We start from the raw sequence: 14,762 nt of genomic DNA on the forward strand, positions 1-14,762 counted from the left end.
AATTATCTATTTTTATAAAATATTCATAAAGACCATTTTATAAAAACCTTTTCAATCACATAACAAGTTATTAATGTCTCGACCGTTTAAATCCGAATTAGTTCTCGAAGAAAAAATTTCTGATCCCGCATTAAAAGCATATTATGTTGGTTTTGATCAAAATAAATTTAGAATTCAACCCTTAGTTGATGTTATTAGAAATGTGATTCCTGAATTTGCTTTGGGGTATCATTGTGGTGAGCAAGTGCACCTTACTGAGATTATCGAAAGATTAAAGGAAGCTGCCGAAACTGTTTACATGACAGAAAAATACCAGACCAGAGGCGAATTTGGCGAACTGATTTTGCATTTACTTTTGCGTGATTTCCATAATACAGTGCCGTTAATATCCAAGATATATTTCAAAGACTCTCATAACGTGCCGGCGCATGGATTTGATGGTGTGCAAATCAGTATTAATGGAACAGAAAAGAAGTTATGGTTGGGTGAATCGAAGCTTTACAAATCCGGTTCAGGTGGAATTAGAGATTTAGCCGGAGATATTGCAAAACATGTAAATGCGGATTATTTGCGTCGGGAATTTAGTTTGATTTCAAAAAAGCTACCTAACAATATTCCGGAAATAGAACATTGGAGAGCCTTAATGGACAAACACCAAAGGCTTGATGTTATATTTTCGAGCATTGTGATACCAATGGTATGTACTTATAATAGCGACTTATTCAACACTCACAATGATAATACTCCTCAGTGTTTGACTGATTTTATTGCAGAATGGAATTTACTAAATAATGAGTTTATTAGGCTAAAAGGCTCAATTAATGTAGAAATAATTCTGATGCTCCTACCAGTTCAGGATAAAGATGCGTTGAATACTGAACTTGATACACGACTTAAACTAATGCAGAAAATATGACCTTCCAAACCACAACTGATGCAATAAAATTTATTTCAGAGTCAAAGTTTATTGATTATGATGAAAGTTTTGATCTATCTAAATTTTGTTCGCAATTGCTTAGAAATAAAGAAGAAGAAAGATTTGGCCGTGATATTGTAATTCGGGTTAGAGATGCGTGGTCGAAGTTACAGGAAAATACAAAACCCATTTGGAATGACTTGACGGAAGCTGCAGGTCTGTATCCGTATATAGATACTGAAAATCTATCTACCAGCGCTTTATTACGATATGAATATCACAAGTCTCCTTTTATAAAAGATGTCTTTCTACACGAAGAACAACAGTATCTTTCTGTGGAACTTCAAAGTAGAAAAGCAGTTGTTGTCAGTGCACCAACCAGTTTTGGTAAAAGTCTGCTTATTGAGGAGGTTGTTGCTAGTCTCTTGTATAAACAAATCGTTATCATCCAACCTACACTTGCGTTATTAGACGAAATACGCAAAAAACTTTTAAAATACAGGGATAACTATAAAATTATCGTTTCTACCAACCAAGTACCGGATGATACTAAACGTAATATATTTCTTTTTACAGGGGAGCGGGTTGTAGAATACGAGCATTTTGAAAATATTGACTTTTTTGTAATTGATGAGTTTTACAAGCTGAGCCTGGATCGAGACGATGATAGAGCAATCGCTTTAAATCAAGCATTTAACAGATTGCTCAAATTCACAAATAAATTTTATTTGCTTGGGCCAATGGTTAGAAATATTCCACTATCATTTAAGGAGAAATTTGAATTAACCTGGTTTCCAACAGATTTTTCCACGGTGGCAGTTGATGAAAGTAGCCTTGAGGTCACCGGTAATGTTAAAGCGAAAGAAAAGAAGCAGTTAAAAAAGGATAGTTTATTTAATTTTTTATCGGCGCTAAACGAGCAAACATTAATTTACTGTTCTTCCCCTAATAAGGCTACAACCATCGGAATTGAATTTATTTCTGAGCTTAAAGCAAAGCAAGTGAATTTAGCTATTGCGAATCTAAATGACAACGCAGATATCCTTGAATGGATAAGCCAAAATATTAATCCTAAATGGTCCCTAATAGATGCTATTAATTCCGGCGTGGCATTTCATCATGGGGCATTGCCAAGACACCTTGGTAGTTCTATCGTGGATGCTTTTAATAACGGTTCGATTAGATGGCTTTTTTGTACATCCACGCTAATAGAGGGGGTGAATACCTCTGCTAAGAATGTTGTGCTATATGACAAAGAAAAGGGAACAAAACAAATAGATTTCTTTGATTACAAAAACATTGCGGGACGATCTGGACGTATGAACAAGCATTTTATTGGAAATGTTATTCGTTTTGAAAAACAACCTGATCAAATGGAGTTATTTGTCGACATTCCTTTATTTGACCAGGAAAATGCCCCGTTAGAAATTCTTATCGCATTAGATGACGCCGACCTTGATAAGAATGTAAGACACAAATTGGATGCATTCAATAATCTTGACGAAAATCTAAAAACAGTACTTCGGAAAAACTCAAGTATTAATATCGATGGCCAGTTAAAAATTGTGCAACTTATCGAAGATAATTTAAGCCAATACCGTTATTTGTTAAATTGGACGGCTTATCCAACCTATGATCAAATCCTATTGATTATAGAATTGGCTTGGAGCAATTTGTTAAGACCCGGTGAAAATAAGGCAGACATCAGGAGTGCCGCGCATTTGGCGGTACTGACCATAAAATATAGTCAGTTTAAATCTGTGTCAGCCTTGATAAATGATATAATAAATGATCCTTTCTATATAGAGCGATACCCAGATCAGCAAACGAGGATAAACGCAATGGCATTTTTTATTTTAAACATAACCAGACATTGGTTTGACTATAAACTTCCTAAGTGGATTTCTGTTATTTCAGATTTACAAGAGTATGTATTAAAAAAGCACAATATCCCCTTTGGTAACTACTCATTTTTTGCCAGTTCATTAGAACATACTTTCTTACATCCAAATCTGGCCGCTTTGATGGAATATGATATACCAGTATCAGCAATAAACAAGTTAGGTAAATTCCTGAATCAAGATTTGAGTTCAGAGGTCTTAATTAATCAGTGCAACAATTTGACTGATGATGCACTTAGAAGTCGGGGGCTAATAAATTATGAAATAAAAAAGATTAGGAATGCCTTTTAGATATGTTTCTAGCTATTTTAAGATTACTTAAAAGCCAATTTGCATAATATCTTACAAAAGGTAATAACTCACTGGCCTTAAAGTTTGCTACTTCATAACCTTGTCCTTTTTGATTGTCGTAGAAAATAATGTCATCAATAAAATTTTCGTCAGTTTGAGATTTTACCTCAATTGAAAAATGGGCTACACAATGGCGCAATGCAACAATTAAATCCTTTAAACTTGTGATGTCATCATTTATAACGGTATTTACCAGCCCCATTTCTGCCTTCATTTTAGACAGCAACCGATCAGCGGGTATTGCGCTTATTGTTCGCTCTTTGGGCATAACAATTAAACCAGTCAGGCAGTTAATAAGTAAAGTGTAATTGTATTGCTCTTTAAAATCAAATTTGTGTAACATGCTTTCGTATTGAGCAATGAGTAGTAACGTCCTTTCAACAAACTCGTATTCTAAATCTCTGTAGTTTCCCATATATTTTCTACTGGTGATTATTTTAGTTTATGATATAGTGGACTTTCATTGTTATTATTTTTTAGCCATGATAAATAAGAATCCATATCTGGCCCTGTTAAGTCAATGCAGTATTCAAACCCAAAAATCACTAACACTAAATGCCATTGATGCTCTGTTGTCTGAAATAATTGAAATTCATGTAATACTTCGTAAGAGTGATTCGGCTCATTTATAAAATAATGAGTTTCGGGGTAAATTGGGCGTACATGATAAGGCCAAAACTTTGGCCCGGTGCCAAATCTTACGAAATTTCTTAGAGGATCCAATCCTGGATTATCAATAATATCTTTTATTCCCCCCTCTACGTCCAATCCAATTTTCGCAAAAGCCTCCACAGCTACTTTGCCTAAAAATTTTGAAATATATAAACTATCTGCCGGTGGCTTATCGTTCACTAAAGCAACTACGGTAAATTGCTTATTATTTAGCAAATATTTTACGGCATTTTCGTTATCAAAGCTTAGCGATTTCCCATCGTCATTAATATGGAAATTTACTTTGTAACTATCTTCCCCTGCTAATAAAAATCCCTCGTCTACCGGAATTCGGCCTCTCTTACTTTCAATCATCTTCCGATGACGTACGCTAACGAAATATGGTAATTCTAATAGCGGCTTTTCAATTTTATTGCTGAAGTAATTATTACATCGGTCACAAACGATTCCTTTAGGTAAAATATGTTCTTTGTTTCCCAACGATTCCGGAATAATATGCTCTACACTTTTAGAAATGATAGAGGATTTCTTGCAAAATATACAGTTCATTACAATGCCAATTTTAGCTGACTTTCTTTAGGATAAGATTCCACAGGGATTACAGGAGGGTAAAATACACCGATAATTACAAAAGGATTTTTAGATCGTCGCATATGCCATTCCTTTGTTGTTCCTAAAAAGAAGTGGATGTCCCGGATCACAAATTGATCCCAATATTTTTCTTTTACCTTTTCAAGCGCGGTTTGCTCGTCCACATAAGACCTTAAGCAATTGAAATATAACTGGCCTATCTCCCAGTCCTCAATCATGAGCCTGGAAACGCGGCCATTGCAGTCTTCAAATTTATAGAAGAATTTATACGGTAGTTTTGCGATCAATTTCCTTGGTTCAGTATTGGTGCCATTGGTAACAAAAAGTTCAAGCTGATTTAGCTGATCCTTCCATTCCTGCTTCCATTCCCGGTCGTCGTCTTCATATTCAAACGCCAATAATTTAGTGGGTTTAAATGTGGCTAAAGAAACGTTTTTAGGATCCCGGCTGTGGTCAATCAATGAGGTCATGTCAGTGTACAAACTTTTGGTGCAAAGTTCGATTCTTGACTTCCAGGCATTTAGTTTAGCTTTTGTTCCCCCTTTAATATCAATACTTTCCCTAACGGCCATATCGGAAAAATCGTAGTTGATTGGTGAATGACTCTCTGGTCGAAAATCCTCTGTCCGCCGTCTAAGATTGAGTTCGATCCAGGTAAATTTGTAAGTGCCGATTACACCGTCATTTCTCAGCCCCGACAGAAATTTAAAAGGGACGGGGTATATTCTTATCCAACTACCATCTTCACATATTCCGGCAGTGCATACTAATTCATCATAACTCCGTGAGGGAAGCGGATAGGTAGTTACAGTTATGAGAACTTTCTTTCTAAGCATTAAGGTTATAGGTGGCGGACTTCATAGTGCCAGCCTTCAAGCTTCGTAATTGCTTCTGCCAGAGGTTTTCGGTGACATTGGCAAATATTTGCTTCAAAGCAGGTCAAAGCAATTCTTTGATGTTTTTGCAATAAATTTAAAATAATTTTCTGATTATCAATGGTATCCGGAAGAACCTCTTTTTTATAGGATTCAAATAGCAAGTCATAATCTGCTTGGGAATTTAGTTCCTGCCTATCTTCCGACTGAATACCTACTTCGGGTAGATGTTCATAAGCAATTCCCACGCTTTCGCAAGCTGATTTTAGTTGGCTCTTTGAAAAACCAAACTTCATACTAAGTGGATTGTTTCGTACATCACAAAGTAGTCGAACGTCATTGGTAATCAGTTTATTGAGATATTCTTCTAACGGAAGCCCTTCATAACCAATTGTAAATAGTATGATTTTAGACTTTTGGGGTCGCGCATCTAAAACGCGTTGATATTGCTCGGTGCTTAGGATATCTTTGGCTATCAGGCTATTTATCGCATAGTACGGGTGGGAAATGTAAGTTGATTTTGTTAATTCTTCATTTGTTTTTCCCCCATATACAGTTTTCAGGCTCATAATAGCTTGTTTATCTGAAGGCTTTAATTGCGCCAGATAGTCAACATCCGATATTTTAAGAACATGGTTTTGGTCTTGCTGAACAATGTTGTATTTAACCAAGGTATTTAGATCAGCGATGCTTTGAAAGGAATAACAGCCATATTTATAGGGTACGAATTGATAACTGCTTTTGTCCTTCTGAAACCTACTTAAAAGAAATAACAGCTTTTGTAACCTGATTTTTTGAAGGTCATTATTGAACACTTGTAACAATCCTAAAAGCAATTTCCTCCTATAATACATTGTGCAAATGTATATAATAAAATTTTATCGTCTTTTGGTATTTGCAGCTTCATTCACTCCAGATATAATCGTTTTCTCCTATTTGAAAATAAAGGATCATAATAAATTTGGCCGTCATATTCAAGGCGTTTGTGGCTTCGGCTCTGGATGCTCGGGTTCCTTTGTGAACGATATTGTTTCTTAACCTATTAATGCCTTTTAGATCTTCCAGTAATTTAGGATGGTGTTTTAAATATTCAGATTTAACTGTACCAAATAATAATTCCAATTTAGAGCCTGATGTCAAATCTATTAACAAATTTTCTGCATTTTTTTCACTTTTATTTAAAAAACTATTTTTAAGCCATTCAGACAAAATAGGGAAAATATGTGTTTCTATTGCCGTTAAGCAATTAATTACTGCTTCGCTGTAGCGACCCTCAAATATTGCATGATTTGCGTCTACCAATAAGTTGATTTCGAGAATTTGATTTCCCGCCAATTCAATGATCTCATTGAAGTCAGCATTCCAGCTACCATCATTGATATAATCATAATATTCGTGAAAATATCGAGGTGGAGTATAAGCCAAATCCTGATCTGCGTTTAATATTTCCTTTTCTGATTCAATAATAACGACATGTACAGCTTTTACCGTCCTGGGAGATATTAATACCATATTCGTCGAATCGTCATCAAACGTTCTTGCATAATAGATGACATGGTTTAAAGCCTCAATTCCTTTTTCAATATAACTTCCGATTTTCTCATGATTGTAGCTTTCTATGTTCCACCGAATTATTAATGACATTTGACCGGAGTTGTCGGTTTTGTTCCCCCAATATTCAAAATGCGTTTTATTAAAATGAAATTCAGCCGGGTTAGTGTCATTCGACTCAATCTTTTTTGAAAAAAAGGTGTCAAAACCGTTATCGTTATATTTTTCATTTATTTTATTAATTAGTCACCAAAACAATGGTTCTCTATAGTCATTTAATCGTCAAGCTATAAAGTTAATAGCGAACGTAATCTATAAATACAGACCTTTGCAGATCAATTATAAACATAAAGTAATGAAACACACGTTTGAAATAATCAAGGTAGTGAATGGTGATACGCCTGCAAAAGAACAAGTGTGGCTAAAGGCCCAAGCTGAATTTAATACAAAAGGTTTTGCGTTAGTTGATCGAACATTTGATTCAGATGGCAAAGTCTCTAACGAATTTCGTCATATTTTCATTTTCCCTGAAGTGAAGTTAGCAAAAGATCAAATCGTTATTGTTTTTACAGGTACAGGTACTAACGGCCTTAAAAAATTTAATAATGTTGATGAAAAGTACTACGCATTATATTGGGGGGCAGATCACTGCGTTTGGAATAACAAAGGAGGCGATTCCGCTACTTTAATTAGTTATGCTGTAGTAAATACGGTGAAAGCACCGGCCGTTGAAGCAAAGAAAGCCTGACTAAGTGCCAGGCTTCCCAATAATTGTTGTCAAACCTAAATGTAAATTACTTCGCATTTTTCTTTTCGGTAACAGCAGTGCGTACTTCCTGTGCGGTTACTTTTAATTGCTGCATGGTATTGCGCAGTCTGGTGCCAGCGGCGTTATTTCCTTTACCAAATTTTTCTGCGTCAACTTCTGCTGAAGCAATTAGTTCCTTTAATTTTGCGATCTGTTCCATTGTTTTAAATATAAAAGTAAATAAAAATTGTTTGTTGGTTTTAAAGCCTGCAAAGGTAAAAACGGTATTATACCGCCATACCTTGCTCCTGCTCTTTTCCCTTACCTTTGTTGAGTTGCAGGGCCTGATCAAGTTTCGGCTCTTTCAAAAACTGCTCTCGTTTTTCCGGCTTGCCGTTTTCCTGGAAGAAATTGATCTGGCGGTAACGCGGCGCCGCTTCGACATTCAATTTAACTTCTTCGCCGTCTTTAACAGTGGTGATTAACGGCCGGTTACCATTTTCAATAGATACCATCAATGAATCCAGTTTTTTAGGATCAGCTAATTCCTTGATCTGATATTTTTCAAGAGCTTCTTTGGCAGTAAAACCATAAGAAGGGACGTGGTACTGATTGGTTTGATAGTTCTGATATTTGTCCTTTGGGCTGTCCATATCCAGCTTGATCCAGGCAGCGTAAGGCTGGCCGCCTAAATTCAACAGGTCATCGCGATAAACCGAACGGCCCTGTATCAGGTTGGCCGCCTGCTCAACAGTAAAGCCCCGCCCGCGTTCTACGAAAAAGGTTTGTGTCTGCGCTGGCGTGCGGAAAGTACGCTGGAACTCTTTTTCCATGTAGTCTACTCTGCCGGCTTTCATCGTGGCCAGTTCGGTAGCGTGTCCGGCATCTTTTCCGGCAGCTAAACGGCTGTCGCCTTTTTGTTCCTTGAAAAAGCTGATCGCATCGCTCACATTTTCAAACGATTTGGTCAGGTTTTTACCGGGCTCTTTGTCATTGGGTGTAATAATAAAATATTTGTGCCCCTCCTCCAGGGCCTTGCCCGTGTTTAAGGCTACGGCGAATTTGTTGAGATAATAATTGTCCGACTGGCCGGATTGCCTGAAATGGGCAGTTACATCGACCTGGCCTTTATTACCCTTAATTTGTTCGGACACCGTAAAGTCGGGTAATCCCTTTTCCATTTTCTGCTGCGCCTCGTCAATAGCTTTCTTACTGAAACGCAGGTTTTTCATCTCGTCCTGGATGTTCTCTAAATTGTTCCTGTTCATATCAATCTTGTTTATGGTTAATGGATTTGCTTGTTTCAATTCCAAAAGCAGTTGTTCAATGGTCATAAAATGAACCGGGTAGGCAATGCCCGGCCCGGGTGGTTCATGTCGCTGGTTGGCCGTCGTTGCATGGCTAACAGCGTAGCCGGCTTTGTCAAAAAATGACAAGTGCTTAGGCCGCAGATCCATGACATCGGGCCGCAATTCAAAGGCAACGTATGTAAAACCAACGTCCTGCGCATCTTCCAGCATGCCTATGATCTCCGGTGCATATTTGGTTTCCAGTTGCATGGCTCAATGATTGATACGGAGCAACACGCTTTCGCCGCCTTTAAGCTTTACCCTGATTTTCCGGACTTTCTTGCCTAAAAGGCTTTTCGCCGCCGAGATGCCTGCTGTGGCTGCCTGTGTGCCGATACTGTAATCCGCCGACAAGAACTGCATGTTTTCGAGCGCCCCGTTTGCCCCGCTGCCCGCCGCCTCGCCCAATTCGGCTTCCGGCGCCGCGATGCCCGCCATTCCATCCAGCGAAAACACGGTGAAATTGACGGGGACAATGGCTGTTCCTAAGCGGATGTTGCGGATATCGAGTAAAAGTCTTTGATTGGTCACCGCGCAGGAGCCGAATACTGTTTGTCCTTTGGGTATGACCAGACCATTTATCCTGACGGTATCCTGCAAACGCAATTTGACCACGCCTCCCGGCGCTACTTTCTGATTGCCGTCAATGACGGCGGGTATCGCCTTAAAGGCGGTATCCTTAACCACCGTTTTAGCGGCTTGCAGGTTATCTTTTACTACAGCCGGGTTCTGAATTTGCATGATCTTATCGAGCATGGTATTCAATTGCTGCATTTGCGGGTCGGGTTCGCTGATTTGCTGTTTTTGTTTCAGCATTGTTTCCAAACGGTCAAGGTCGGCAGGCCTGGCGCTGGCCTGATAGTCCGCAACCGGTGGTTTACCGATGGGTACAGGTTGGCTGATCTGCTTGTTGATCTGGGCCAGCCGTTCTTTGATCTTAACCTCGTTATCCAACGCGCTATTGGCTGGCGTGGCGGCTGGATGGCTGTATTTAGACGTATCCCACCCCAAAGCGGCAAATGCACCTGCCGCAGATTTCGACCTGCCTGCTGCACTGTTCTGTTGCGCCTGTTCATACAACGCCATTTTATTCGCCTTTTTGCCTTTTTGAAATTTAGCATCCGGTAATTGGGTGTTGATGCCTTTACCGGCCAATGCGGTTTGCGAGTCAGCATCGCCTTTACCACCGCCCATTGCATAAAATCCTAATGCCAGGAACGGTAGGACTAAGAGCGGCAGCAAAAGCAGCATTTTTCGTTTTCTTTCCTCTTGTGTTGTCATATATGATGTTTTTAAAAGTGAATAATCGCTTTAAGTAGCAACAGCAAACAGCAACTACCGAATAACAGGCAGAATAGAAACAGCGCAGTTAACTTGGATGCCCGGTTCCAATACTGGGTTTTGCGGTTGAGATAGCCGGATACCTGTAATTGCCGATGATGAATAGTGTGGCTTATACGGATCAGCAAAGTGCTATCCCTATGCACTGCAACTCCTTTTTTCTTTCTGAATAATCTCATGGCTGATTGCTTTTAACCTGTTCATCATTGTTTTGGAGTATCTCCCAGCCCTGTATCAGGAAGCCGTGCGGGTTGTTGTCCGTTTCCGTTTTCAGGTCACTGACCTTGCCCTGCGTGATCAGTTTACGGGTAACTGTGCTGGTCGAGCGCACTAGTTTTTCGGTTGCATAGCAAGTGAAAGCGTAAGGATAATTGTCAAGGTCCAGGCGAATACTGTCTACCTGCACCTGCTGGTTAATATTCGCGGAAATGAGGTTATTGAAATAACCGGCCTCTTTTAAATTATCGTAAGCGGCCTTGGCGCTGCCATCGGCTAAATACAAAGCTTTCGTTACAGTAGCATCTATTTGCTTATCGTCCGGCACCAGGGTGAAAAAGTCCTCGTGGAAAGTTTTGATATGGTCCCGCAGTTCCACGGGCAGGTTCGTTTTGCGATCTGACGCTATGGCCTCCAAGACTTTGCCGTTATAGAGTATATGTACCCGGTTTTGTGCCAGGGTAACGATAGCATAGCTTTTATAGATGCAAAAGCACATGGTTGCCGCATTCGCCAGCAATAAAAAGATGCTGAACAGTTTAATATGCTTAAACGCCGTGTCTATGTTTTTGAATTGCTGAAACATGTTATTTGCCCTCCAATTTGTTTTTTTGATGATTGTTGCCGGTTCCGCGATAACCGTCCATAAAGTCAGCCGGTGCGTTCAGGATATTACTTCGGGCTTGTTCCGCACGGTCGCCGACGGTCGCGGCGACACCTGGAGCCATACTAACAGTAGTGGCTGCGACGCTTGTTACCTTGTTCAGTAATCCGTTGCCGCCATGCGCATGAATGACGTAATTCGCTACGCTCGGTACGGAGAAATAGCCTACAATTCCGATACAGAGAAATATGAGGTAACAAGTATCTGTCGGACTAAAGAATGTATCGCCTGCGCTTTGTATCTGTGATATATCCAGTTTGATCATTTGCTGCTGTACCTGGCCGATAATGCTACCGAAGATGTTGGCGATAGGCAGCCATAGAAAAATATTGATGTAACGAGCGACCCATTGCTGCAAAGAATGCTGTAAGCCATCAAATACCGCGAACCCGAATACCAGCGGGCCTAAAATAGCCAGTACGATCAGGTAAAAGGTGCGCAGGGTATTGATACAAAGGATTGCTGCCGCATATAACACCTGCAAAATTTCACTCATCCATTGCTTGATGTTGTTTTTGAAATTGTACATATTCTTATCCATCCAAAATTTCACATCGTTGCCTAAACTGGAAAATGTGCCCTCGTTCTGGTCGTTCGGGTCATCGGGATGCGTGTACTGATACCACTTTTGCCTGTCCCCGTTGCCATCATCGCCGACATACATCTGGTAGCTACTGCTATTTTTTATGGCATCTTGTTTTTGTTTGAGCAATAAAGCAATGCTGTTATCTGAATTGGTCACCATCGCGCCGGTCGCCGACACGATAGGTTGCATGATGCCGTTCATCAGCGAAATGACCATCGGGAACAGCATAATCGCCATACCCAGGGCGAACGGGCGCAACAGCGGATAGAAGTCAAGTGGCTCCGCCTGAGCGATTTGCCGCCACACCCGCGATGCGATGTACCACAAAGCCGCAAACCCCGCGATGCCGCGTGCGGCATCAATCAGGTTGCTGCACATGGGTATCATTTGGTTGTACACGTTGTCCAATATCGGCTGCATCCCTTTCAGGCTTGAAGTAATGTCCTGGGCATTAACTATAGTTGCATTAGCACTGAATAGCAGTAATGCCATACCTGTAAATAATACTTTTCGTTTCATGGGTATAAGCTTTTTAAGTTATTGACCTCGTTCTGTTCCTGCTGCCGCTGTAAAAGCAGGATTTTGGTGCGCTGGTTAAAGTCTCGCAGAAAAGAAAGTTTATCACTGCTCGAAGCATAGATCCGGTCTATGGCTGATAGCCGTTCATCATCCGACATGCGCAATTTCGAAGCCGTTAGGATATTAGCCAGGTTATTTACGTCATTGAGTGCTGCGCTGGTAAGCCCGGCATAAACCTTGGCCAAATAATCCAATTCATCTGCGTTGAAACTCCCACTGTTTTGAAATTGCTTGTATGCTTTTTTGTATTCCGTGAGGATGCTCACCTCGTCTGCAATAATATCGGCTACCCTTGCGTATTTAGCGACCTCGAGATTGACCTGCAGCAAGCCGTTAAGGAAAACGGAGTGAAGGTTAAAATTGCCTTGCGACAGATTTTTAACCTGCTGGTAGCCCTGTGTTAAGATGGAATAACCCTGCTGCATATCCGAAAGGATCGCCTTGAACTGTGTTAGCTTTTCGATATCTAATATTAATTGCATGATATCCTGGTCTTGCGCTTTAGCTTTTTGGGGTAATAGGCTGAAGGCGAAAAGCATGAAGCACAACAGCCCCACCCAAACCTTTCCCGGTAGAGAGGGTTTTATATAAATTTTAATTATTTTCATAGTACCTCCCTAATGATTGAATATCCTGTAGTTCGCGATTGCGCTGGAGCAATAGCATCCTGACCTGGTTGCAAAAGGACTGCGTAAAAGCGTACTTATCTTTCATACGGACATAGACCTCGTCGAGCCTTTTAATGCGCTCATCATCCGTCATTTCGGCCTGGCCGGCAGTCATGACCAATTGCAATTCAGCTAAGTCTTTATCGCATTCTTCCAATACCTTTGCTTTAACCAGTTCGACATATTGCCTGTTATCGTTATCCAGGCCATTCAGCTTATTCAGTTGGTCAAATTGCCCCGGAATCTGTCGGGCGTATCGTACAATGCTATCCGCTTTCCCATCGCCATTGATCTCGGGGTTAACCGTTTTTAAGGAACCGTAGTAGCTGGAATGTAAACCATACTCACTTTTGATATAACCGCCGATACTGCCTAAGCCATTCCGCGATATAGCATAACCTTGTTTGATATAGCTACCGTATTGCTCCAAAGCGGCAATTTGCAGCGTGAGGTATTTGATCTGCGTTTTCTTTTGTGAAAACCACTCGGCAAAGGTCTGTGCCCTTGTGAGCTGAAAGCTAAAAGCGCAAAGCAAAAAGCAGCAAACCGGCTTTATCATCTTACTCAATTCCATAATAGCGTTTTAAGGTTTCCACTTCATTTGCATCTTTGGCCCGCTGGATGCTCAAGACATAATTCTGATTGTTAAACTGTTTGAGGTCGCTACAATTAGTATCGATGCGGTCGGCAGCCTTATCGACCAGTTCCAGCCGTTTCGCATCGCTCATTTGTGTTTTAAAAGAATTGATCACCACTAAAATTTCGTCCAGGTTTTTGACACTCTCTTGCAGGATACCTGAATACACGGAACCCATATATTTGAGTTCATCTGCCGAGAAATGCGTATCCTGCTTGAGCAGGTTCCAGGCTTGGTTATATTGGCCGACCAATGCTGCCTGTTTTTTGGTCATATCTTTGATGCGTTCGTAATAAGTGATGACCGATTTGACCTGCCATAGCTCATCATAATAGCCTTTATACAAATCCTGCTGCTTTTGCGACCAGTTGGATATTTCGGTCAGCTTCAGTTTGGATAGTTGGTTTTCCAGTGCCTTTTGTGCATTCTGTAGCCAAATGGTTTGATTCTGCAACCTTTGTACTTGCAGGTCAATAGCCCGGATGACCCGGCCGACCGTTTCCTGCAATACTTGGCTGATAACGACTTGTGCATCCGCGCCTTTGGGCAGCGATACAAAGACAGTCACTGCCGACAGGGGTAATATGACCATGTATTTTTTCATGATTTTTTTGAATTTATTCGTCATTTGATTTTGTTTTTATTTGGTACTCATGAGGTCGCCAGGGCTCGGTTTGACACAATAGCCTCCTTTTACGCCGCCATCGCGGTATATCCATTGTTATTGGTGAATAATTTTGTTAGTTGATTTTCTGGTATGCAGCCTGGTTAATCAGCAATAGCTTTTTACCTGTATCGAAGCGAAATACCCTGCCGGTAATCAGTTCATCCAATTCCTGTTTGTTGCTATCCCAAACCGCATTTAGATTTTCCACTTTGCTGTGCTTCGGCAATAAGTGCCCGTTCCTGATTGCCTGGTAGGTAGTGCGGCGTATGATCTTGTACTTATTGCCATCAACCTGTTTAACTATCAAAGTATCATTGGCAATAGCATATTCGCCCTTAGCAGCATTGACGTAAGTACCGGGGATAAAATTCTCCGTTTGGTTGTTTTTGCTTTGACAGGCTGCCAATAATAACATGGCTGCCATCATCATCTTGATTGTTGCTTTCATAA

General features: G+C 40.5%; 17 protein-coding genes. 3 read left to right on the forward strand and 14 right to left on the reverse strand.

The features are described from left to right. Positions 1-73 precede the first annotated feature (73 nt). A complete protein-coding gene (locus AC1RM2_RS09920; RefSeq protein WP_492984949.1) occupies positions 74-916 on the forward strand; it encodes a HamA C-terminal domain-containing protein in 843 nt (280 codons plus the stop codon). Further along, on the forward strand, positions 913-3,108 hold the full coding sequence (locus AC1RM2_RS09925; RefSeq protein WP_492984950.1) for a DEAD/DEAH box helicase: 2,196 nt from the start codon (positions 913-915) through the stop codon (positions 3,106-3,108). Before AC1RM2_RS09920 ends, AC1RM2_RS09925 begins: the two co-directional genes overlap by 4 nt. Here AC1RM2_RS09925 and AC1RM2_RS09930 read toward each other — a convergent pair. The 5 genes from AC1RM2_RS09930 to AC1RM2_RS09950 all read right to left on the reverse strand — a co-directional run bounded on the left by AC1RM2_RS09930 (position 3,092) and on the right by AC1RM2_RS09950 (position 6,950). Further along, on the reverse strand, positions 3,092-3,583 hold the full coding sequence (locus AC1RM2_RS09930) for a HEPN family nuclease (RefSeq protein ID WP_492984951.1): 492 nt from the start codon (positions 3,581-3,583) through the stop codon (positions 3,092-3,094). The two genes, AC1RM2_RS09925 and AC1RM2_RS09930, sit on opposite strands and share 17 nt — an antisense overlap. Positions 3,584-3,600: 17 nt before the next feature. Continuing rightward, the gene (locus AC1RM2_RS09935; RefSeq protein ID WP_492984952.1) at positions 3,601-4,389 is read right to left on the reverse strand and encodes an HNH endonuclease; all 789 of its coding nucleotides are present in this window, start codon (positions 4,387-4,389) and stop codon (positions 3,601-3,603) included. Then, positions 4,389-5,267 (reverse strand): DUF8757 domain-containing protein, encoded by an 879-nt coding sequence (locus AC1RM2_RS09940; RefSeq protein WP_492984953.1) that lies wholly within the window; start codon positions 5,265-5,267, stop codon positions 4,389-4,391. The genes AC1RM2_RS09935 and AC1RM2_RS09940 overlap by 1 nt, the downstream gene beginning before the upstream one ends. Positions 5,268-5,272: 5 nt before the next feature. Further along, on the reverse strand, positions 5,273-5,977 hold the full coding sequence (locus AC1RM2_RS09945) for a DUF488 domain-containing protein (RefSeq protein ID WP_492984954.1): 705 nt from the start codon (positions 5,975-5,977) through the stop codon (positions 5,273-5,275). Between the two features lie 232 nt (positions 5,978-6,209). Next, on the reverse strand, positions 6,210-6,950 hold the full coding sequence (locus AC1RM2_RS09950) for a hypothetical protein (protein ID WP_492984955.1): 741 nt from the start codon (positions 6,948-6,950) through the stop codon (positions 6,210-6,212). A gap of 262 nt (positions 6,951-7,212) precedes the next feature. Here AC1RM2_RS09950 and AC1RM2_RS09955 point away from each other — a divergent pair, with 262 nt between their 5' ends. Further along, positions 7,213-7,605, forward strand: coding sequence for a hypothetical protein (locus AC1RM2_RS09955; protein ID WP_492984956.1), 393 nt, complete (start codon positions 7,213-7,215; stop codon positions 7,603-7,605). Between the two features lie 46 nt (positions 7,606-7,651). Here the strand turns inward: AC1RM2_RS09955 and AC1RM2_RS09960 are convergent, their stop codons facing one another. The 9 genes from AC1RM2_RS09960 to AC1RM2_RS10000 all read right to left on the reverse strand — a co-directional run bounded on the left by AC1RM2_RS09960 (position 7,652) and on the right by AC1RM2_RS10000 (position 14,760). Then, entirely contained in the window at positions 7,652-7,825 is a 174-nt protein-coding gene (locus AC1RM2_RS09960) for a histone H1 (RefSeq protein ID WP_492984957.1), read from the reverse strand. A gap of 67 nt (positions 7,826-7,892) precedes the next feature. Beyond that, positions 7,893-9,164 carry a hypothetical protein gene (locus tag AC1RM2_RS09965; RefSeq protein ID WP_492984958.1) on the reverse strand — a complete coding sequence of 424 codons (1,272 nt, stop codon included), beginning with the start codon at positions 9,162-9,164 and terminating at the stop codon, positions 7,893-7,895. A gap of 3 nt (positions 9,165-9,167) precedes the next feature. Next, the gene (traM, locus tag AC1RM2_RS09970) at positions 9,168-10,235 is read right to left on the reverse strand and encodes a conjugative transposon protein TraM (RefSeq protein ID WP_492984959.1); all 1,068 of its coding nucleotides are present in this window, start codon (positions 10,233-10,235) and stop codon (positions 9,168-9,170) included. 235 nt (positions 10,236-10,470) lie between these two features. Beyond that, positions 10,471-11,097 (reverse strand): conjugative transposon protein TraK, encoded by a 627-nt coding sequence (gene traK, locus AC1RM2_RS09975; RefSeq protein WP_492984960.1) that lies wholly within the window; start codon positions 11,095-11,097, stop codon positions 10,471-10,473. A 1-nt stretch (position 11,098) separates the two neighbouring features. Next, positions 11,099-12,280: a conjugative transposon protein TraJ gene (gene traJ, locus AC1RM2_RS09980; RefSeq protein ID WP_492984961.1), complete on the reverse strand. Its 1,182-nt coding sequence runs from the start codon at positions 12,278-12,280 to the stop codon at positions 11,099-11,101. Next, entirely contained in the window at positions 12,277-12,948 is a 672-nt protein-coding gene (locus AC1RM2_RS09985; protein WP_492984962.1) for a TerB family tellurite resistance protein, read from the reverse strand. Before AC1RM2_RS09985 ends, traJ begins: the two co-directional genes overlap by 4 nt. Beyond that, a complete protein-coding gene (locus AC1RM2_RS09990) occupies positions 12,935-13,582 on the reverse strand; it encodes a hypothetical protein (protein ID WP_492984963.1) in 648 nt (215 codons plus the stop codon). The genes AC1RM2_RS09985 and AC1RM2_RS09990 overlap by 14 nt, the downstream gene beginning before the upstream one ends. Next, entirely contained in the window at positions 13,569-14,249 is a 681-nt protein-coding gene (locus AC1RM2_RS09995) for a conjugal transfer protein TraI (RefSeq protein WP_492984964.1), read from the reverse strand. The genes AC1RM2_RS09990 and AC1RM2_RS09995 overlap by 14 nt, the downstream gene beginning before the upstream one ends. A gap of 136 nt (positions 14,250-14,385) precedes the next feature. Next, the gene (locus tag AC1RM2_RS10000) at positions 14,386-14,760 is read right to left on the reverse strand and encodes a hypothetical protein (protein ID WP_492984965.1); all 375 of its coding nucleotides are present in this window, start codon (positions 14,758-14,760) and stop codon (positions 14,386-14,388) included. Positions 14,761-14,762 lie beyond the last annotated feature (2 nt).

It is taken from the genome of Mucilaginibacter sp. GW822-FHT03E02 (assembly GCF_058801545.1).

Excerpts from the sequence above, each read along its gene's own strand:
- traK (WP_492984960.1), bottom strand. The coding sequence starts at position 11,097 with ATGTTTCAGCAATTCAAAAACATAGACACGGCGTTTAAGCATATTAAA.
- AC1RM2_RS09920 (WP_492984949.1), top strand. The coding sequence starts at position 74 with ATGTCTCGACCGTTTAAATCCGAATTAGTTCTCGAAGAAAAAATTTCT.
- AC1RM2_RS09960 (WP_492984957.1), bottom strand. The coding sequence starts at position 7,825 with ATGGAACAGATCGCAAAATTAAAGGAACTAATTGCTTCAGCAGAAGTT.
- AC1RM2_RS10000 (WP_492984965.1), bottom strand. The coding sequence starts at position 14,760 with ATGAAAGCAACAATCAAGATGATGATGGCAGCCATGTTATTATTGGCA.
- AC1RM2_RS09935 (WP_492984952.1), bottom strand. The coding sequence starts at position 4,389 with ATGAACTGTATATTTTGCAAGAAATCCTCTATCATTTCTAAAAGTGTA.
- AC1RM2_RS09955 (WP_492984956.1), top strand. The coding sequence starts at position 7,213 with ATGAAACACACGTTTGAAATAATCAAGGTAGTGAATGGTGATACGCCT.
- traJ (WP_492984961.1), bottom strand. The coding sequence starts at position 12,280 with ATGAAACGAAAAGTATTATTTACAGGTATGGCATTACTGCTATTCAGT.
- traM (WP_492984959.1), bottom strand. The coding sequence starts at position 10,235 with ATGACAACACAAGAGGAAAGAAAACGAAAAATGCTGCTTTTGCTGCCG.
- AC1RM2_RS09985 (WP_492984962.1), bottom strand. The coding sequence starts at position 12,948 with ATGAAAATAATTAAAATTTATATAAAACCCTCTCTACCGGGAAAGGTT.
- AC1RM2_RS09940 (WP_492984953.1), bottom strand. The coding sequence starts at position 5,267 with ATGCTTAGAAAGAAAGTTCTCATAACTGTAACTACCTATCCGCTTCCC.
- AC1RM2_RS09925 (WP_492984950.1), top strand. The coding sequence starts at position 913 with ATGACCTTCCAAACCACAACTGATGCAATAAAATTTATTTCAGAGTCA.
- AC1RM2_RS09930 (WP_492984951.1), bottom strand. The coding sequence starts at position 3,583 with ATGGGAAACTACAGAGATTTAGAATACGAGTTTGTTGAAAGGACGTTA.
- AC1RM2_RS09965 (WP_492984958.1), bottom strand. The coding sequence starts at position 9,164 with ATGCAACTGGAAACCAAATATGCACCGGAGATCATAGGCATGCTGGAA.
- AC1RM2_RS09995 (WP_492984964.1), bottom strand. The coding sequence starts at position 14,249 with ATGAAAAAATACATGGTCATATTACCCCTGTCGGCAGTGACTGTCTTT.
- AC1RM2_RS09950 (WP_492984955.1), bottom strand. The coding sequence starts at position 6,950 with ATGTCATTAATAATTCGGTGGAACATAGAAAGCTACAATCATGAGAAA.
- AC1RM2_RS09990 (WP_492984963.1), bottom strand. The coding sequence starts at position 13,582 with ATGGAATTGAGTAAGATGATAAAGCCGGTTTGCTGCTTTTTGCTTTGC.